This window comes from Streptomyces sp. TSRI0107 (genome assembly GCF_001905845.1).
Taxonomy (GTDB): domain Bacteria; phylum Actinomycetota; class Actinomycetes; order Streptomycetales; family Streptomycetaceae; genus Streptomyces.
On sequence record NZ_LIVZ01000005.1, the window covers coordinates 465,298 to 484,097 of the forward strand.

The window sequence follows — 18,800 nt, forward strand, 5'->3', positions numbered from 1 at the left end:
AGATTCGTACGTGCTCGCGAAGCGCCCGCCCCCCGGCGAAAGGGGGCGGGCGCTTCGTCGTACGGCGGTGCGCGATCAGCGGTGTCGAGCGGGCAACCGGTGTGGTGTCACGCCCGCGACCGAGGCGCCGGGTCCATGACCGGGGCGTTACGCCCGCGACCGGTGCGCCACGTACGCCAGCGTCCCCAGCAGCAGCCGGGCCTCCGGCGGCCGGGACGCCGAGTCCAGGGCGGGGGAGCGCAGCCAGCGCACCGGGCCGAGGCCGCCGCGGTCGGAGGGCGGCGCGGTGATGAACGTACCGGGGCCGAGTCCGCGCAGGTCCAGGCCGGGGTCGTCCCAGCCCATGCGGTAGAGCAGCGCGGGGAGCTCGGCGGCGGCGCCGGGGGCGACGAAGAAGTGGGCGCGGCCGTCCGGGGTGGCGGTCACCGGGCCGAGCGGGAGGCCCATCCGCTCCAGCCGCACCAGGGCGTGCCGCCCGGCCGTCTCGGCCACCTCGATCACGTCGAACGCCCGCCCGACCGGCAGCATCACGGCCGCGCCCGGCACCTCCGCCCAGGCGTCGGTCACCTCGTCCAGCGTGGCGCCGGCCGGGACCCGGGGGGCGAAGTCGAGCGGGTGCGCGCCCGGTGCCCGGCAGTCGGGGCGGCCGCAGGAGCACAGGCCCGCGGCTGCCCGCGCGCCCGGCACGACGTCCCATCCCCACAGCCCGGTGTACTCGGCCACGGCGGTGCACTCCGACGAGCGGCCGCGGCGGCGCGAGCCGGACCGGATGTCGCGAATGCCCCGACTGCTGCCGATCGTGAAGCCCATGCCCCCTCCAACGGGTCCGAAGCGGCGGTGGTTACGAGCCGGATCGAGACGAATGCGGAACGTGACCACGCCTACCCGGTTGCCCGATGCCGCGCGGTTCACTCGGCGCCCGGAAGTCCGCCGGGTGGCGCGCACGGCCGCGCACGCCCCCGTTCACTTCACTCCGCCCGTTCCTGGTCGTGATGTGTCAAGTGAATCGTGTGGAGGCCACCGTGAGTTCATTCGAAGGGGTGGCGAATGGTGGCGTTTCTTGAATCGCCATGGTTGGAGGGGTGATCGTAGGATTACTGTGAGTGCATAGCAAGTGGGGCACATGCGCTGGTGGGTATGCCGGAGGCAACTCGGTTTCCCGTTCGAAGGGTGAGAACTCGAGGACGGGCGGCGCACTTGACGGGCATTCTGATAAGGCTTGGCGCACTCGATGACAAGCGGTCTGAGGGATGGGGGCGTTCCAGTGGGCGGCAACGGCGGAAGCGGGACGAACGCTGAGAAGCGCCCGAATGAGCTGTTGGGCTCGTGGTTCGTGCGCAGCGGCTGGTCCAAGGGCGAGCTGGCCCGGCAGGTCAACCGCCGGGCACGCCAGTTGGGCGCCAACCACATCTCGACGGACACCTCGCGGGTGCGACGCTGGCTCGACGGCGAGAACCCGCGCGAGCCGATCCCGCGGATCCTGTCCGAGCTGTTCTCCGAGCGGTTCGGCTGTGTCGTCTCCGTCGAGGACCTGGGCCTGCGCACCGCCCGCCAGTCACCCTCGGCGACCGGTGTCGACATGCCCTGGACGGGCCCGCAGACGGTGGCACTGCTCAGCGAGTTCTCGCGCAGCGACCTGATGCTGGCGCGGCGCGGCTTCCTCGGAACCTCGCTGTCCCTGTCCGCGGGCCCGGCCCTCATCGAACCCATGCAGCGCTGGCTCGTCCCGGCCCCCGCCTCCCCCCGGCTCTCCAGCGGCTTAGACCTCGGGGCCGCGGCGGAACCCGCGTCCGCGCCCGCCGCCCGCGCGCGTGGACGGCTGTCCAAGCCCGAGCTGGACCTGCTGGAGTCCACCACGGCGATGTTCCGGCAGTGGGACGCCCAGTGCGGCGGCGGCCTGCGCCGCAAGGCGGTCGTCGGCCAGCTGCACGAGGTCACCGACCTGCTCCAGGAACCCCAGCCCGAGGCCACCACCCGCAAACTGTTCAAGGTCGCCGCCGAGCTGGCCGAACTCGCCGGCTGGATGAGCTACGACGTCGGGCTCCAGCCCACCGCGCAGAAGTACTTCGTCCTCGCCCTGCACGCAGCCAAGGAGGCCGGCGACCGCCCGCTCGGCTCGTACGTCCTCTCCAGCATGAGCCGCCAGATGATCCACCTCGGCCGGCCCGACGACGCACTGGAACTGATCCACCTCGCCCAGTACGGCAGCCGCGACTGCGCGAGCCCGCGCACCCAGGCGATGCTGTATGCGATGGAGGCCCGCGCGTACGCCAACATGGGCCAGCCCGGCAAGACCAAACGGGCCGTGCGGATGGCCGAGGACACCTTCGCCGACGCCGAGGACTGGGACGAGCCGGACCCCGACTGGATCCGCTTCTTCTCCGAGGCCGAGCTGCACGGCGAGAACAGCCACTCCTACCGCGACCTCGCCTACGTCGCCGGCCGCAGCCCCACCTACGCCTCCCTCGCCGAACCGCTGATGCGGCGGGCCGTCGAGCTGTTCGCCCAGGACTCCGAGCACCAGCGCTCGTACGCGCTCAACCTCATCGGCATGGCCACGGTCCACCTGCTCCAGCGCGAGCCCGAGCAGAGCGCCGTCTTCGCCGAGCGGGCCATGCAGGTCGCCAAGAAGGTCCGCTCCGAGCGCGTGAACACCCGTATCCGAAAGACCGTGGACACCGCGGCCCGCGACTTCGGCGATCTCGCCAAGGTCGTCGATCTCACCGACAAGCTCGCCGTCGAGCTGCCCGAGACCGCCGAGGCGGTCTGAGGCCCGAACCTCCCGAGCCCCGGCCGCGGCCGGCCCTCCCGAACTGCCCGACTCGGCTCCCCCACGCCAGGTCATCGGAAGGCCGCCCGCGGCCGGTTTTCACTCCCTCCGAAGATCTCTTTCGAAGGTTGCGCCACGATAACGATCGCGCGGCCCGAGATCTGCCAATTCATCGACGCGTAACACGCACCGCGCCTTCGTCACGGCGGCGAAACAACGAGGGGCTTCCACCGAAACCGCGCTGCGCCAATCTCGTGGCGCATAACCGGCCCACCCCTCAATCCGCTCCAGGCTTCGCCCGCACGGGGCCGTATCCAACGACGAGGAGACGCCGATGGCACCAGCCATCACGCTTGCCGCAGAGACGGAGATCTCTGCCGCCAACACAGGCTTCATGCTCATCTGTTCCGCCCTGGTGATGCTGATGACCCCGGCACTGGCCTTCTTCTACGGAGGCATGGTCCGGGTCAAGAGCACCCTGAACATGCTGATGATGAGCTTCATCAGCCTGGGAATCGTCACCATCCTGTGGGTGCTGTACGGCTTCTCCATGGCCTTCGGCAACGACTCCGGCGGCATCTTCGCCTGGAACTCGGACTACGTCGGCTTCACCGGCATCGACAAGGACGCGATCTGGGACGGCTACACCATCCCGGTCCTCGTCTTCGCCGTCTTCCAGCTGATGTTCGCCATCATCACCCCGGCCCTGATCAGCGGCGCCCTCGCCGACCGGGTCAAGTTCACCGCCTGGGCACTGTTCATCGCCCTGTGGGCCACCGTCGTCTACTTCCCCGTCGCCCACTGGGTCTGGGGCACCGGCGGCTGGGCCTTCGAGCTGGGCGTGATCGACTTCGCCGGCGGTACGGCCGTCCACATCAACGCCGGTGCCGCCGCGCTCGGCGTCATCCTGGTCATCGGCAAGCGGGTCGGCTTCAAGAAGGACCCGATGCGCCCGCACAGCCTGCCGCTGGTCATGCTCGGCGCCGGACTGCTGTGGTTCGGCTGGTTCGGCTTCAACGCGGGCTCCTGGCTCGGCAACGACGACGGCGTCGGCTCCCTGATGTTCGTCAACACCCAGGTCGCCACCGCCGCCGCCATGCTCGCCTGGCTGATCTACGAGAAGCTGCGCCACGGCGCCTTCACCACGCTGGGTGCCGCCTCCGGTGCCGTCGCCGGCCTGGTCGCCATCACCCCGGCCGGTGGCGCGGTCGACCCGCTCGGCGCGATCGCCGTCGGCGCCATCGCCGGTCTGCTGTGCGCCATGGCCGTCGGCCTGAAGTACAAGTTCGGCTACGACGACTCCCTCGACGTCGTCGGCGTCCACCTCGTCGGCGGCATCGTCGGCTCCCTGCTCGTCGGCTTCTTCGCCTCCGGCGAGGGCCAGTCCGACGTCAAGGGCCTCTTCTACGGCGGTGACGCCGCCCAGCTCGGCAAGCAGGCCGCCGGTGTCTTCGCGGTCCTCGCCTACTCCCTGGTCGTCTCCGCGATCCTCGCCTTCGTCCTCGACAAGACGATCGGCATGCGGGTCCCCGAGGACGACGAGGTGGCCGGCATCGACCAGGCCGAGCACGCCGAGACCGCATACGACTTCAGCGGCGCCGGCGGCGGCACCTCCCGCTCCGCCTCCGTCGCCGCCCCGGTCGCCCAGGCCGAGACCAAGAAGGTGGACGCATGAAGCTCATCACCGCCGTCGTGAAGCCCCACCGGCTCGACGAGATCAAGGAGGCCCTCCAGGCCTTCGGAGTACACGGGCTCACGGTCACCGAGGCCAGCGGCTACGGTCGTCAGCGGGGGCACACCGAGGTCTACCGCGGCGCCGAGTACACCGTCGACCTCGTGCCCAAGATCCGCATCGAGGTGCTGGCCGAGGACGACGACGCCGAGCAGCTGATCGACGTCATCGTCAAGGCCGCCCGCACCGGCAAGATCGGTGACGGCAAGGTCTGGTCCCTGCCGGTCGAGACGGCCGTCCGGGTCCGCACCGGCGAGCGCGGCCCGGACGCGCTCTGACAGACGCGCTCTGACCGAAGAGAACAGGAGTCGCTGGGTGACGAGCACGGACACGACGAAAGCAGAGGACTCGGGACCCAGCGGCTACGCGGCGGCCCGGCTGCGCCTCCTCCAGGAGGGGGCGCGGTCCGGGCCGCCGCGCCGTGCCGCCCTCTCCGGGCTGACCGACGACTGGCTGTCGGGACTGTTCGACGCGGGAGCCGGCGGACTGAAGGGCGTCTCGCTCGTCGCCGTGGGCGGCTACGGCCGCGGGGAGCTGTCACCGCGCAGCGACCTCGACCTGCTCCTGCTGCACGACGGCGGCGAACCGGACGCGATCGCCGCGCTCGCCGACCGCCTCTGGTACCCCGTCTGGGACCTCGGCCTCGCCCTCGACCACTCCGTGCGCACCCCGGCCGAGGCCCGCAAGACGGCCGAGCAGGACCTGAAGGTGCACCTCGGCCTCCTGGACGCCCGGCACCTCGCCGGTGACCTCGGCCTCACCGCCGGCCTGCGCACCGCCGTCCTCGCCGACTGGCGCAACCAGGCACCCAAACGCCTCCCCGAACTGCAGGAACTCTGCGCCGAGCGCGCGCAGCGCCAAGGGGAGCTGCAGTACCTGCTGGAACCCGACCTCAAGGAGGCCCGGGGCGGCCTGCGGGACGCCACCGCGCTGCGCGCCGTCGCCGCCTCCTGGCTGGCCGACGCCCCGCGCGAAGGCCTCGACGACGCCCGGCGCCGCCTGCTCGACGTCCGCGACGCCCTCCACCTGACCACCGGCCGCGCCACCGACCGTCTCTCCCTCCAGGAACAGGACCAGGTCGCGGCCGAGCTGGGACTGCTGGACGCCGACACGCTCCTGCGGCAGGTGTACGAGGCGGCGCGCGTCATCTCGTACGCCAGCGATGTCACCTGGCGCGAAGTGGGGCGCGTGCTGCGTTCGCGCGCCGTGCGGCCCCGGCTGCGCGCCATGCTGGGCGGCGGGAAACCGGTGGCCGAGCGGTCCCCGCTGGCCGAAGGGGTGGTGGAGCAGGAGGGCGAGGTGGTGCTCGCCCGCGCCGCGCGCCCCGAACGTGACCCCGTGCTTCCCCTGCGTGCCGCGGCCGCCGCCGCGCAGGCCGGACTTCCGCTCTCCCTGCACGCCGTACGGCGCCTGGCCGCCACCGTGCGCCCCCTGCCCACGCCCTGGCCCGCCGAGGCGCGCGAGCAGCTGGTGACCCTGCTCGGCTCCGGCCGTCCGACCGTGGAGGTCTGGGAGGCCCTGGAGGCCGAAGGGCTCGTCACCCGGCTGCTGCCCGACTGGGAGCGGGTGCGCTGCCGGCCGCAGCGCAACGCCGTGCACATCTGGACCGTCGACCGGCACCTCATCGAGACCGCCGTGCGCGCCTCCGAGTTCACCCGCCGGGTCAGCCGCCCCGACCTCCTGCTGGTCGCCGCGCTGCTGCACGACATCGGCAAGGGCTGGCCCGGCGACCACTCCGTCGCCGGCGAGATCATCGCCCGTGACGTGGCGGGCCGGATCGGCTTCGACCGCGACGACGTGGCCGTGCTCGCCACACTCGTACGGCACCACCTGCTCCTGGTGGAGACCGCCACCCGGCGCGACCTGGACGACCCGTCCACCGTGCGGTCGGTCGCCGAGGCGGTCGGCACCCAGAGCACCCTGGAACTGCTGCACGCCCTCACCGAGGCGGACGCGCTGGCCACCGGCCCGGCGGCCTGGTCGTCCTGGCGGGGCTCGCTCGTGGCCGACCTCGTCAAACGGGTCTCGGCCGTGCTCGCCGGGAACGACCCCGAGGAGCCCGAGGCCGCCGCGCCCACCGCCGAGCAGGAACGGCTCGCCGTCGAGGCGTACCGCACCGGCGGACCGGTGCTGGCGCTGCGGGCGCAGACCGAGCCGCCGTCACAGGAGCCGGAGGCGGCCGGTGACCCCGAGCCGCTGGGCGTAGAACTGCTCATCGCCGTGCCCGACCAGCCGGGCGTGCTGCCCGCCGTGGCCGGCGTCCTCGCCATGCACCGCCTGACCGTCCGTACGGCCGAGCTGCGCGCCCTGGACCTGCCCGACGGCGTCGACGGCACCGTCCTGCTCCTCGACTGGCGGGTGGCGGCGGAGTACGGCTCCCTGCCCCAGGCCGCCCGCCTCCGCGCGGACCTCGTCCGGGCCCTGGACGGCAGCCTCGACATCGCCGGACGCCTGGCCGAGCGGGACGCGGCCTATCCGCGCCGCCGGGGCGTGGTCGCACCGCCACCGCGTGTCGCGGTCGCCTCCGCGGCCTCCCGCCACGCCACGGTGATCGAGGTCCGCGCCCAGGACGCGCCGGGGCTGCTGTTCCGCATCGGGCGGGCGCTGGAGGACGCCGGGGTGCGGGTGCGGAGCGCGCACGTGAGCACGCTGGGCGCGAACGCCGTCGACGCGTTCTACGTCACCGGCACGGAGGGCGTGCCGCTGCCGACGGAGGAGGCGACGGCGGTGGCACGGAAGCTGGAGGAGACGCTGCGGGAGTGACACCCGCGGGTGTGGGGTCTTCGCCGTCGTGAGAACACGGGGGAGACCCCACCGCGCCCGTCCGGATACCCTGGAGGGCGATTCATCCGCCCGTCACCGACCCCGAGGACCGCGAGCGCCGTGTTCGATACTCTCTCCGATCGCCTTTCAGCGACCTTCAAGAATCTGCGCGGCAAGGGGCGTTTGAGCGAGGCGGACATCGACGCCACCGCGCGCGAGATCCGTATCGCGCTGCTCGAGGCGGACGTGGCTCTGCCCGTCGTGCGCACGTTCATCAAGAACGTCAAGGAACGCGCGCTCGGTGCCGAGGTCTCGCGGGCGCTGAACCCCGCCCAGCAGGTCCTGAAGATCGTCAACGACGAGCTGGTCACCATCCTCGGTGGCGAGACCCGCCGCCTGCGCTTCGCCAAGCAGCCGCCGACCGTGATCATGCTGGCCGGTCTGCAGGGTGCCGGTAAGACCACCCTCGCGGGCAAGCTCGGCCGCTGGCTGAAGGAGCAGGGCCACTCGCCGCTCCTCGTCGCCGCCGACCTGCAGCGCCCGAACGCCGTCAACCAGCTGAGCGTCGTCGCCGAGCGTGCCGGTGTGGCCGTGTACGCGCCGGAGCCGGGCAACGGCGTCGGCGACCCGGTCAAGGTCGCCAAGGACTCCCTGGACTTCGCCAGGACCAAGGTCCACGACATCGTCATCGTCGACACCGCCGGCCGCCTGGGTATCGACCAGGAGATGATGCAGCAGGCTGCCGACATCCGGGACGCCGTCTCCCCCGACGAGATCCTCTTCGTCGTCGACGCGATGATCGGTCAGGACGCGGTCAACACCGCCGAGGCCTTCCGCGACGGCGTCGGCTTCGACGGCGTGGTGCTCTCCAAGCTCGACGGCGACGCGCGCGGTGGTGCCGCGCTGTCCATCCGGCAGATCACCGGCAAGCCGATCATGTTCGCGTCGAACGGCGAGAAGCTCGACGACTTCGACGCCTTCCACCCGGACCGGATGGCCTCCCGCATCCTCGACATGGGTGACCTGCTCACCCTGATCGAGCAGGCGGAGAAGACCTTCAGCCAGGAAGAGGCCGCCAAGATGGCCTCCAAGCTGGCGTCCAAGAAGGGCCAGGAGTTCACGCTCGACGACTTCCTGTCCCAGATGGAGCAGGTCAGGAAGATGGGCAGCATCTCCAAGCTGCTCGGGATGCTGCCGGGCATGGGGCAGATCAAGGACCAGATCAACAACCTCGACGAGCGGGACGTCGACCGCACCGCCGCGATCATCAAGTCGATGACCCCTGCCGAGCGCCAGGACCCGACGATCATCAACGGTTCGCGCCGCGCCCGTATCGCCAAGGGTTCCGGTGTCGAGGTCAGCGCGGTGAAGAACCTGGTCGAGCGGTTCTTCGAGGCCCGCAAGATGATGTCCCGGATGGCTCAGGGCGGCGGTATGCCGGGCATGCCGGGGATGCCGGGCATGGGCGGCGGCCCCGGCCGGGCCAAGAAGCAGCCGAAGAAGGCCAAGGGCAAGCAGCGCTCCGGCAACCCGATGAAGCGCAAGCAGCAGGAGCAGGAGGAGGCCGCCCGCCGCGCGGCCGCCGCCGAGGGCAACGCCTTCGGGCTGCCGGGCCAGCAGGCCGGGCAGGACTTCGAGCTGCCGGACGAGTTCAAGAAGTTCATGGGCTGACGACGGCCCGGTCGTACGTCCGCTGAGGGCGCCCTTTTTCCGGAAGGGGCGCCCTCAGTGCCGTCCATGGGAATGCTTGTACGGCTTTCCTGGCGTAACGTCCCGATATGACCAACCCTGCGCCGCCACGCGAGTCTCCCGACAAACCCTGGCGTACCGAGGGCACCCCCGACGAGTCGCCGAAGCCGCCGTCCGGTGGGCGGCGGATACCCGGCGGCTGGTGGAGCCTGGTCGCCGCCGCACTGGTCGTGTTCGTGATCGCCAACCTGGCGCTGTCCTTCTTCGGGGACGGTGACGAGCCGACGATCTCGTACACCGAGTTCAGCAAACAGGTCGACGACAACAACGTCAGCAAGATCTACTCCAAGGGCGACGCCATCCAGGGCCAGCTGAAACAGGCCCAGGACAGCCCGGACGGCGACGGGACGTACACCAAGTTCAAGACCCAGCGGCCGGCCTTCGCCGACGACCAGCTCTGGGAGGACCTGGCCAGGAACGACGTCACCGTCACCGCGGAACCGGTGGTCCAGCAGCGCAGTCTGCTGGCCAACGTGCTGATCTCGCTGGCGCCGATGCTGATCCTGGTCGTGCTGTGGATCTTCATCGCGCGGCGGATGCGGCCGGGCATGGGCGGCGCGGGCGGCATGTTCGGGCGCAAAGCGCCCCCGAAGCCGGTCGAGCTGGAGCCCGGGCAGAAACGGACGACGTTCGCGGACGTGGCCGGCATCGACGAGGTCGCGGGCGAGCTGAACGACGTCGTCGACTTCCTGAAGAACCCCGACGCCTATCGGCGGATGGGCGCCAAGATGCCGCGCGGTGTGCTGCTGGCCGGTCCGCCCGGCACCGGCAAGACGCTGCTGGCGCGGGCCGTGGCGGGCGAGGCGCGGGTGCCGTTCTTCTCGGCGTCGGCCTCCGAGTTCATCGAGATGATCGTGGGCGTGGGCGCCTCCCGGGTGCGTGAGCTGTTCGCCGAGGCCCGGAAGGTGGCGCCGTCGATCATCTTCATCGACGAGATCGACACCATCGGCCGCGCGCGGGGCGGCGGTGGCACGGTGGGCGGTCACGACGAGCGCGAGCAGACGCTGAACCAGATCCTGACGGAGATGGACGGCTTCTCGGGTTCGGAGGGAGTGATCGTGATCGCGGCGACCAACCGCGCGGACGTCCTGGACCCGGCGCTGACCCGGCCGGGCCGCTTCGACCGGGTGGTCAACGTCTCGCCGCCGGACCGGGGCGGCCGGGAGGCCATCCTGCGCATCCACACCCGCGACATCCCGCTGGCGGACGACGTGGACCTGGCCCAGGTCGCCCGGACGACGCCCGGCATGACCGGCGCCGAACTGGCCAACCTCGCCAACGAGGCGGCCCTGCTCGCCGTGAAGCGGCAGCAGCACCAGGTGACGCCGACCGACCTCTCCGAGGCGCTGGAGAAGGTCCAGCTGGGCGCCGAGAGGGCACTGGTGATGCCCCTGGAGGAGCGCCGGCGCACCGCCTACCACGAGAGCGGACACGCCCTGCTGGGCATGCTGCAGCCGGGCGCCGACCCGGTCCGCAAGATCACCATCGTCCCGCGCGGGCGGGCGCTCGGCGTGACCCTGTCCACGCCGGACTCGGACAAGTACGCGTACACCCAGGAGTACCTGCGCGGGCGGATCATCGGCGCGCTCGGCGGGATGGCGGCCGAGCACGTCGTGTTCGAGGTGGTCACCACCGGCGCGGAGAACGACCTGGAGCAGGTCACCAACATCGCGCGCGGGATGGTGGCCCGCTGGGGCATGAGCGAGCGGGTCGGCCGGCTCTCCGCCCTTCCCGGTGACGCCCAGCAGGCGTACGGCCTCGCCGCCGCGCCCCAGACCCTGGACGTGATCGACGGCGAGATGCGCCGCATCGTGGACGAGTGCTACGAGGAGGCCTGCCGCAAGCTGCGCGACCACCGCGGGCAGCTGGACGCCCTGGCGGAGGCGCTGCTGGAGAAGGAGACGCTGGAGGAGGCGGACGCCTACCGGATCGCGGGCATCACCCGGCTGACCAAGGACGACTCCGAGTCCTCCTGAGCGGCGGCTACGGCACCCGGGCGATCAGATAGCGGAACACGTTCGGCATCCACACCGTGCGGTCGGCCCGGCGGTACGGGTGCAGGGCCTCCCGCATCTCCTTGTCGACCTGGGCCGGGTCGGTCGCGGTGATCGCCGCGTCGAACAGGCCGGTGGAGAGCAGTCCGCGCACCGCGCTGTCCGTGTCGGCGTACCCGAAGGGGCAGGCGACCCGTCCCGAGCCGTCCGGGCGCAGTCCGGCGCGTTCGGCGACCTCCTCCAGGTCGTCGCGCAGGGCCGGGCGCCAGCGGCCGGCACCGTGCAGCGGATCGGCCAGCTTGTCGGCGACGCGCAGCACGGTGGACGTGGCGCAGCGTTCCGGTGGTCCCCAGCCGGCCAGCACCACGGCCGCCCCGCGCGCGGCGTACGCCGCCGCCGCGGTGAGCAGATCTGCGAGGTCGTCGGAGTCACCCGCGCGGCATCCGATGGGCTCGAAGGCGGTGACGATGTCGTAGCCGCCGGCGCGACGGCCGGGCGCGTCCGGCGTGCCGCTCGTGCCCATCGTGCCGAGTCCGTCGAGCTTGTCGAGTCCGTCGAGTGACGCCGTGACCGCCGGGGCGCCCGCCCGCGTGTGCGTGCCCGTCGTTTCCGCGCGCAGGCGTTCCCGCGCGAGGGTGAGCCGTTCGGGTGAGGAGGGCTCGACGCCGGTGGTCTCGGCGCCTCTGGCGGCGGCCGTCAGCAGGGCCAGCCCGCTGCCGCAGCCGAGGCCGAGCAGCCGTGTGCCGGGGCCCACGTCGAGTCGCTCGTAGACGGCCTCGTGGAGCGGGACGAGCATCCGCTCCTGGATCTCGGACCAGTCACGCGCGCGTGCACTCAGGTCCACGCGGGGTTTGTCCCCCGTGTGCGGGTGCTGACGCACGAGCGTAGGTGTCATATGTAAGCGCCCCATTCCGCCGAGAGTTGCCGCTGTCCCCGTTGTTCCGAAGCCCCCGTGACGTGCGCTCGCCCCCCGTATGCCAGGAAACTCCGGGCTCGCGGTGGCGTCCAGTGGTGGGGGGCTCCGGCTTGGTGTTCGGGGGCGGTGGGGGCGAGATTTCACATGCCGGCAACCTCGCGTGGTACGGCGTCGGGCCGTGGGCAAGGGGCGGTGCGGGGCGCTGTCGGGGCACGCGGTAACGTCACCGGCGCCGGTGTCGCTGACCCGAGTGCACGGGTGTGCGCGGATGCGCCCCTTGCGCACCGGCGAGCGCCCCGCTTCCGGGCGCGGCGCGCGGTGGAGGCGTACGCGCCGGGGCGTACGTCAGGCTACGTACCACCTTGTGATGAGCTGTGCGGCTTCTCCGCAGATCAGCGCACCCGCCCTCGTCAGCACACATCAGCGGCAACTGACGGGTACGTGCAAATTATTTGGGATGCCCCGGAATAGGAACACAGCGGGACCCCGGCTCGTTGTCATTACGTGAGCACGACACCACCTGTTCTCGCCGCAGAGCTGGCACAGGCGTGGGCCGACATTCAGCGGTACCACCCCGAGCTGCCGGACCTTGCCGCGCCCGAGTCCCTGATCGGGGAGTCGTCGTCCGCCTGCGGGCACGAGCTCTCCTTCGAGCGACTGCTTCACGAGGCAGTCCACGGCATCGCCGCCGCGCGCGGAATCCGCGACACCTCCCGCGCCGGCCGTTACCACAACCGCAGATTCCTCGCGATCGCCGAGGAGCTGGGCCTCGACCACCCCGAGGAGCCGCACCCGAGCAGCGGCTTCTCACTGGTCACGCTCAACCCCGAGGCCAAGCGCCGCTACCGCGCGACGATCGAGCGCCTGCAGCGCGCCCTGAAGGCGCACACGGCGGCCACCTCCGCCGACACCGCCCGCAGCTTCCGCGGCCCCGCCGCCCGGCACGGCTCCTCCGGCGGGGGCGTGCGGGTGAAGGCGGTGTGTGACTGCGGGCGCAACGTCCGGGTCGTCCCGTCCGTCCTGGCGCAGGCGCCGATCGTCTGCGGCGGCTGCGGCAAGCCGTTCCGGATCCCCGAGGTCGTGGGCGCGGCGGCGAGCTGAGGCCCCGGCTGCTCGTGGCAGCCGGAGCCGGCCTCGCCGTACCCGCGGCGCCGGTCGGGCATCCGGCGTGCGGTCGTGGCACGCCGGATGCCGCTCCGGCGTGCCCGGGTGCGGGTCCGCGCCCTCGCCCGAACCCTTGGTCGGAACCCCTCGATCGGGTGTGGCACAATGGCTAGCTGTACTCGACAGCCGCACAGGACCCCTCTCTCCTCCGGCTGACGCGTCCATCGGGCACTCGGGTACCGCAACCCCACGCGGCTCTCTCGCCGTGCCCAACCACGTCAAATCCAGGAGAACCCACTCCCGTGGCAGTCAAGATCAAGCTGAAGCGTCTGGGCAAGATCCGTTCGCCTCACTACCGCATCGTCGTCGCCGACTCCCGCACCCGTCGTGACGGCCGTGCGATCGAGGAGATCGGCAAGTACCACCCGACGTACAACCCGTCGGTCATCGAGGTCGACGCGGACCGCGTGGCTTACTGGCTCGGCGTCGGCGCCCAGCCGACCGAGCCCGTGCTCGCCATCCTCAAGAAGACCGGCGACTGGCAGAAGTTCAAGGGCGAGCCCGCCCCGGCTCCGCTGCTCGTCGCCGAGCCGAAGAAGGCGCGCCCGTCGTTCGAGGCCCTGGGCGGCGACGACGAGGGCAAGGGTGAGGCCATCACCCAGAAGAAGAAGGCTGAGAAGAAGGACGAGGCCGCGGCCGAGTCCTCCGAGTCGACCGAGGCCTGAGCATGCTCGAGGAGGCTCTCGAGCACCTCGTGAAGGGCATCGTCGACAACCCTGACGATGTGCAGGTCGCCTCGCGCAACCTGCGTCGCGGGCGGGTGCTGGAGGTCCGGGTCCACCCCGACGACCTCGGCAAGGTGATCGGCCGCAACGGCCGCACCGCACGCGCCCTGCGTACCGTCGTGGGCGCCATCGGCGGCCGCGGTGTCCGGGTCGACCTCGTCGACGTGGACAACGTCCGCTGACGCAACGCAGCACCGGCTCGGGCCGGGGAGGGCCACTGGGCCGTCCCCGGCCCGCAGTCGTATGAGCCGTCTTCGGCTCGCAGTCGTTCCGACAGGAGAGCAAGCACAGTGCAGCTGGTAGTCGCACGGATCGGCCGCGCCCACGGCATCAGGGGCGAGGTCACCGTCGAGGTCCGCACCGACGAGCCGGAACTGCGGCTCGCCCCGGGCGCCGTACTCGCCACCGACCCCGCCTCCGCGGGGCCCCTCACCATCGCCGCCGGCCGGGTCCACAGCGGCCGCCTCCTCCTGCGCTTCGAGGGCGTCGGCGACCGCACCGCCGCCGAGGCGCTGCGCAACACCCTGCTGATCGCCGACGTCGACCCCGAGGAACTGCCCGAGGGCGAGGACGAGTACTACGACCATCAGCTGATCGACCTCGACGTGGTCACCGTGGACGGGACGGAGGTCGGCCGGATCACCGAGATCTCCCACCTGCCCACCCAGGACCTCTTCATCGTCGAGCGCCCCGACGGGACCGAGGTGATGATCCCGTTCGTCGAGGAGATCGTCACCGAGATCGACCTGGAGGAGCAGCGGGCCGTCATCGACCCGCCGCCCGGGCTGATCGACGACCGCGCGGAGATCGACTCCAGCCGGGACGAGGCGTAATGCGGCTCGACGTCGTCACGATCTTCCCCGAGTACCTGGAACCGCTGAACGTCTCCCTGGTCGGCAAGGCACGCGCGCGTGGCCGGCTGAACGTGGGGGTGCACGATCTGCGCACCTGGACGTACGACCGCCACAACACGGTCGACGACACGCCGTACGGCGGCGGCCCCGGCATGGTCATGAAGACCGACCCGTGGGGCGACGCCCTGGACTCCGTGCTGGCCGACGGCTACGAGACCGGCTCGCACGGCCCGGCGCTCATCGTCCCCACCCCCAGCGGCCGCCCCTTCACCCAGGAACTGGCCGTCGAGCTGTCCGAGCGGCCCTGGCTGATCTTCACCCCGGCCCGCTACGAGGGCATCGACCGGCGGGTCGTCGACGAGTACGCGACCCGGATACCGGTCTACGAGGTCTCCATCGGCGACTACGTCCTCGCCGGCGGCGAGGCGGCCGTCCTCGTCATCACGGAGGCCGTGGCCCGGCTGCTGCCCGGCGTCCTCGGCAACGCCGAGTCGCACCGCGACGACTCCTTCGCGCCCGGCGCCATGGCCAACCTCCTGGAGGGCCCCGTCTACACCAAGCCGCCCGAGTGGCGCGGCCGCGGCATCCCGGAGGTGCTGCTCAGCGGGCACCACGGCAAGATCGCCCGCTGGCGGCGGGACGAGGCCCTGCGCCGCACCACGGCCAACCGGCCCGACCTCATCGAGCGCTGCGACCCCAAGGCCTTCGACAAGAAGGACCGGGAGATGCTCTCCATCCTGGGCTGGACACCCGACCCGGAGGGCGAGCCGTACGGCCGATTTTGGCGCAGGACCGACGGCGTGGAAGAATAGACCGCTGTTGTGCGCCGTCCGGCGTGCGCCCCTGCCACAGGGGGACACGACGCCCGCTCCGACGCGCCCGACGCCATCCCGAACCTCTAGTTCCCGTTGATGACCTGTGGCATCAGCGAAGAAAGCAGACGAAATGTCTCACCTGCTCGACTCCGTCGACGCCGCGTCGCTGCGCAGCGACGTCCCGGCCTTCCGCCCGGGTGACACCGTCAACGTCCACGTCCGCGTCATCGAGGGCAACCGCTCCCGTGTGCAGCAGTTCAAGGGCGTTGTGATCCGTCGCCAGGGTTCCGGCGTGCGCGAGACCTTCACGGTCCGCAAGGTCTCCTTCTCCGTCGGCGTCGAGCGCACCTTCCCGGTGCACACCCCGATCGTGGAGAAGATCGAGCTCGTCACCCGCGGTGACGTCCGCCGCGCCAAGCTGTACTACCTGCGCGAGCTGCGCGGCAAGGCGGCGAAGATCAAGGAGAAGCGCGAGAACTGAGCGCTTCCCGGGGCTCGTCCCCGTGGGGTCCACAGCGGGGCCGGATAGCATCTGGCCCCGATGGACACCGAAGCACAGCCGACGGAGCGCGACCGCTCCTCCCGCCCTTCCGACACCGAGGACGCCTCGGACGCCGGGGGGCCGGAGGAACGGTCGCGTTTCGCGTTGGTGTCGCGGATCGCCGAGTGGCTCCCGGGCGGACGGATCACCCTGACCGCGCTGTTCTGCCTGCTCTTCGTGCTGCTCCTCAACACCCTGGTGCTGCAGCCGTTCCAGATCCCCAGCGGATCCATGGAGCCCGGATTGAGGATCGGCGACCGCGTTCTCGTAAATAAGTTGGCGTACCGTTTCGGAGCCGAGCCGCGGCGCGGTGACGTCGTCGTGTTCGACGGCAGCGGATACTTCGGGGACGCCGACTACATCAAACGCGTCGTGGGCGTGGGCGGAGACCACGTGGTCTGCTGTGACAAGGAAGGGAGGCTCCGGGTGAACGGCCTGTCGGTCGACGAGTCGACATTTCTGTACCCCGGCGACCGGGCGTCGTCGGTGCCGTTCGACGTCGTCGTGCCCGACGGCACCGTGTTCGTCCTCGGCGACCACCGCAGCGCCTCCAGCGACTCCCGCGACCACCTGGGCTCACCCGGCGGCGGCATGATCCCCGTCGACGAGGTGATCGGCCGCGCCGCCGGGATCGTCTGGCCCGTCGGCCACCTCACCCGCCTGCAGCGGTCCGACGCCTACGCGCGCGTGCCCGCGAGCAGCCTGGACGGTGCCCATGGGTAATCGCGGCAAACCGCGCGGTTCGTCCAACGACCCCGTCGACAACCTCCTGCCCACCGGCACACGGCGCGCCGCCGCACCGGCCGGCGGGCGCACCCGCGCGGAACGGCGCAAGCTCCAGCGCAAGGTCAAGCGGCGCCGGCGCCGCTCGGCCATCAAGGAGATACCGCTCCTCATCGGTGTCGCCGTCCTCATAGCGCTGGTCCTGAAGACCTTCCTGGTGCAGGCGTTCGTGATCCCGTCGGGCTCCATGGAGCAGACGATCCAGATCGGCGACCGGGTCCTGGTCGACAAGCTCACCCCGTGGTTCGGCGCCGAACCCGAGCGCGGGGACGTCGTCGTCTTCAAGGACCCCGGCGGCTGGCTCAACGACGAGCAGCCCACCCAGAAGAAGGACGACCCCGTCGTCGTCAAGCAGGTCAAGGAAGGGCTCACCTTCATCGGCCTGCTGCCCTCCGACAACGAGAAGGACCTCATCAAGCGGGTCGTCGGGGTCGGCGGCGACCGCGTCAAGTGCTGCGACGCGCAAGGCCGCGTCACCGTCAACGGCGTTCCCCTGAACGAGGGGGACTACCTGTTCCCGGGCAACGCCCCGTCCGCCACCGAGTTCGACGTCACCGTCCCCGAGGGCCGGCTGTGGGTGATGGGCGACCACCGTGCCGACTCCGCCGACTCCCGCGTCCACCAGGACACCTACGGCGGCACGGTCTCCGAGGACCAGGTGGTGGGGCGGGCGATCGTGATCGCCTGGCCGTTCAACCACTGGACCACGCTCGACGAACCCGAAACATTCTCTTCCGTGGCCGACCCGGCGTCCGGGTCGACCGCGGCCGCCCACGTGTCGCATAGGGTTGCCTCCGACGTTTCGAACGTGCCGGCACCCAAGCCTCTGGAGCCCGGCGCGTCGGATCCGAACGCAATGATCCAGCTCCCGAGCCCTGCGGAACTCCCGCTCGTTATGGGAGTGGTGGGCCTGCGCCGTATCCGGGGCAGGCAGCGGCACAGAGTAAGGAGTTGGCGTGGGGGATGTGGCGGTTGGCGCACGGTCCGGGCACGACGGCGAGGAGCACCGCGGACACCCCGTGGAAGCGGCCGGCCCGGCCGCGGACAGCGCCGTAGCCTCCGGGAGTGACACGACGGCAGCCGAGGGCGGCAGGGTGAGCGACGAGCAGGACACGGCAGGTGGGCAGGGCTCCGGAGGCTCCGCCCCCAACCCCCCCAAGAAGCAGCGCTCCTTCTGGAAGGAGCTGCCGATCCTGATCGGTATCGCCCTGGTGCTCGCGCTGCTGATCAAGACGTTTCTGGTGCAGGCGTTCTCCATCCCCTCCGACTCGATGCAGAACACCCTGCAGGAGGGCGACCGGGTCCTGGTCGACAAGTTCACCCCGTGGTTCGGTTCCGAGCCGGAGCGGGGCGAGGTCGTCGTCTTCCACGACCCCGACAAGTGGCTGCTGGGCGAGGTGACGCCCGAGCCGAACGCACTGCAGACCTTCCTCAGCTGGATCGGCCTGATGCCGTCCTCCGAGGAGAAGGACCTGATCAAGCGGGTCATCGGCGTCGGCGGCGACACGGTCGAGTGCAAGGGCACCGGCCCGCTGAAGGTCAACGGCAAGGCGCTGAACGAGCCGTACGTGTACCCCGGCAACACGCCGTGCAGCGTCGACGACCAGGGCGGCCAGTTCAAGGTGAAGGTCCCCGAGGGCTACATCTGGGTCATGGGCGACCACCGGCAGAACTCGCGCGACTCGCGCTACAACCAGTCGGACAAGCACCAGGGCATGGTTCCGGTGGACGAGGTCGTCGGCCGCGCCATCGTCAAGGCCTGGCCGATCAACCGCTGGGGCACCCTGCCGGTCCCGGACACCTTCGACCAGCCCGGCCTGAACCAGCAGTCGTCGGCCGCCGCGGCCCTGCCGGCCGCGCCGCACGCCCTCGCCCTGGCGGGAGTGGTGCCGGTGGCGCTGTGGCGCCGCAAGCGGTTCACCATCGGGGACCCGCGCTAGACGGTCCGGGACCGTCCCCCACGGCGGCCCGCCCCGGGACGGTCCCGGCCATCC

Annotated in this window: 17 protein-coding genes; 15 read left to right on the plus strand and 2 right to left on the minus strand. The window is 71.2% G+C overall.

Annotation, left to right across the window (positions count from 1 at the left end):
• Positions 1-147 precede the first annotated feature (147 nt).
• The gene (locus tag AMK31_RS15860) at positions 148-810 is read right to left on the minus strand and encodes a bifunctional DNA primase/polymerase (RefSeq protein ID WP_073941156.1); all 663 of its coding nucleotides are present in this window, start codon (positions 808-810) and stop codon (positions 148-150) included.
• Between the two features lie 454 nt (positions 811-1,264).
• Here AMK31_RS15860 and nsdA point away from each other — a divergent pair, with 454 nt between their 5' ends.
• The 6 genes from nsdA (at position 1,265) to ftsH (ending at position 10,990) form a co-directional block, all read left to right on the plus strand.
• Positions 1,265-2,770 (plus strand): transcriptional repressor NsdA, encoded by a 1,506-nt coding sequence (gene nsdA, locus AMK31_RS15865; RefSeq protein ID WP_073941157.1) that lies wholly within the window; start codon positions 1,265-1,267, stop codon positions 2,768-2,770.
• A 334-nt stretch (positions 2,771-3,104) separates the two neighbouring features.
• Positions 3,105-4,445, plus strand: coding sequence for an ammonium transporter (locus tag AMK31_RS15870; RefSeq protein WP_073941158.1), 1,341 nt, complete (start codon positions 3,105-3,107; stop codon positions 4,443-4,445).
• Positions 4,442-4,780 (plus strand): P-II family nitrogen regulator, encoded by a 339-nt coding sequence (locus AMK31_RS15875; protein WP_003997576.1) that lies wholly within the window; start codon positions 4,442-4,444, stop codon positions 4,778-4,780. The genes AMK31_RS15870 and AMK31_RS15875 overlap by 4 nt, the downstream gene beginning before the upstream one ends.
• Positions 4,781-4,817: 37 nt before the next feature.
• Entirely contained in the window at positions 4,818-7,265 is a 2,448-nt protein-coding gene (locus AMK31_RS15880; protein ID WP_073941159.1) for a [protein-PII] uridylyltransferase, read from the plus strand.
• Between the two features lie 120 nt (positions 7,266-7,385).
• Positions 7,386-8,936, plus strand: a complete 1,551-nt coding sequence (ffh, locus tag AMK31_RS15885) for a signal recognition particle protein (protein WP_073941160.1) — start codon at positions 7,386-7,388, stop codon at positions 8,934-8,936.
• Positions 8,937-9,043: 107 nt separating this feature from the next.
• Positions 9,044-10,990: an ATP-dependent zinc metalloprotease FtsH gene (ftsH, locus tag AMK31_RS15890; protein WP_073941161.1), complete on the plus strand. Its 1,947-nt coding sequence runs from the start codon at positions 9,044-9,046 to the stop codon at positions 10,988-10,990.
• A gap of 7 nt (positions 10,991-10,997) precedes the next feature.
• Here ftsH and AMK31_RS15895 read toward each other — a convergent pair whose 3' ends face one another.
• The gene (locus AMK31_RS15895; protein WP_073941162.1) at positions 10,998-11,903 is read right to left on the minus strand and encodes a class I SAM-dependent methyltransferase; all 906 of its coding nucleotides are present in this window, start codon (positions 11,901-11,903) and stop codon (positions 10,998-11,000) included.
• Between the two features lie 525 nt (positions 11,904-12,428).
• On the opposite strand from AMK31_RS15895, the gene AMK31_RS15900 reads away from it, so the two are divergent.
• The 9 genes from AMK31_RS15900 (at position 12,429) to lepB (AMK31_RS15940) (ending at position 18,746) form a co-directional block, all read left to right on the plus strand.
• Entirely contained in the window at positions 12,429-13,025 is a 597-nt protein-coding gene (locus tag AMK31_RS15900) for a hypothetical protein (protein WP_073941163.1), read from the plus strand.
• 305 nt (positions 13,026-13,330) lie between these two features.
• Positions 13,331-13,753: a 30S ribosomal protein S16 gene (gene rpsP / locus AMK31_RS15905; protein WP_073941164.1), complete on the plus strand. Its 423-nt coding sequence runs from the start codon at positions 13,331-13,333 to the stop codon at positions 13,751-13,753.
• A 2-nt stretch (positions 13,754-13,755) separates the two neighbouring features.
• Entirely contained in the window at positions 13,756-13,995 is a 240-nt protein-coding gene (locus AMK31_RS15910) for an RNA-binding protein (RefSeq protein WP_029385578.1), read from the plus strand.
• A gap of 108 nt (positions 13,996-14,103) precedes the next feature.
• Positions 14,104-14,646, plus strand: a complete 543-nt coding sequence (gene rimM, locus AMK31_RS15915) for a ribosome maturation factor RimM (protein ID WP_073941165.1) — start codon at positions 14,104-14,106, stop codon at positions 14,644-14,646.
• Complete coding sequence (gene trmD / locus AMK31_RS15920; protein ID WP_073941166.1) at positions 14,646-15,479, plus strand: tRNA (guanosine(37)-N1)-methyltransferase TrmD; 834 nt, start codon at positions 14,646-14,648, stop codon at positions 15,477-15,479. The genes rimM and trmD overlap by 1 nt, the downstream gene beginning before the upstream one ends.
• Before the next feature lie 133 nt (positions 15,480-15,612).
• A complete protein-coding gene (gene rplS / locus AMK31_RS15925) occupies positions 15,613-15,963 on the plus strand; it encodes a 50S ribosomal protein L19 (RefSeq protein WP_073941167.1) in 351 nt (116 codons plus the stop codon).
• Between the two features lie 60 nt (positions 15,964-16,023).
• Positions 16,024-16,746, plus strand: coding sequence for a signal peptidase I (lepB, locus tag AMK31_RS15930; RefSeq protein ID WP_073941168.1), 723 nt, complete (start codon positions 16,024-16,026; stop codon positions 16,744-16,746).
• Positions 16,739-17,875: a signal peptidase I gene (lepB, locus tag AMK31_RS15935; protein WP_073941169.1), complete on the plus strand. Its 1,137-nt coding sequence runs from the start codon at positions 16,739-16,741 to the stop codon at positions 17,873-17,875. The genes lepB (AMK31_RS15930) and lepB (AMK31_RS15935) overlap by 8 nt, the downstream gene beginning before the upstream one ends.
• On the plus strand, positions 17,763-18,746 hold the full coding sequence (gene lepB, locus AMK31_RS15940) for a signal peptidase I (RefSeq protein ID WP_073941170.1): 984 nt from the start codon (positions 17,763-17,765) through the stop codon (positions 18,744-18,746). Before lepB (AMK31_RS15935) ends, lepB (AMK31_RS15940) begins: the two co-directional genes overlap by 113 nt.
• Positions 18,747-18,800 lie beyond the last annotated feature (54 nt).

Bases quoted from the DNA above. Each gene is read 5' to 3' on its own strand.
- trmD (WP_073941166.1), top strand. From the start codon at position 14,646: ATGCGGCTCGACGTCGTCACGATCTTCCCCGAGTACCTGGAACCGCTG.
- lepB (WP_073941168.1), top strand. From the start codon at position 16,024: ATGGACACCGAAGCACAGCCGACGGAGCGCGACCGCTCCTCCCGCCCT.
- AMK31_RS15875 (WP_003997576.1), top strand. From the start codon at position 4,442: ATGAAGCTCATCACCGCCGTCGTGAAGCCCCACCGGCTCGACGAGATC.
- AMK31_RS15910 (WP_029385578.1), top strand. From the start codon at position 13,756: ATGCTCGAGGAGGCTCTCGAGCACCTCGTGAAGGGCATCGTCGACAAC.
- rplS (WP_073941167.1), top strand. From the start codon at position 15,613: ATGTCTCACCTGCTCGACTCCGTCGACGCCGCGTCGCTGCGCAGCGAC.
- AMK31_RS15870 (WP_073941158.1), top strand. From the start codon at position 3,105: ATGGCACCAGCCATCACGCTTGCCGCAGAGACGGAGATCTCTGCCGCC.
- AMK31_RS15895 (WP_073941162.1), bottom strand. From the start codon at position 11,903: ATGACACCTACGCTCGTGCGTCAGCACCCGCACACGGGGGACAAACCC.
- ftsH (WP_073941161.1), top strand. From the start codon at position 9,044: ATGACCAACCCTGCGCCGCCACGCGAGTCTCCCGACAAACCCTGGCGT.
- AMK31_RS15860 (WP_073941156.1), bottom strand. From the start codon at position 810: ATGGGCTTCACGATCGGCAGCAGTCGGGGCATTCGCGACATCCGGTCC.
- lepB (WP_073941169.1), top strand. From the start codon at position 16,739: ATGGGTAATCGCGGCAAACCGCGCGGTTCGTCCAACGACCCCGTCGAC.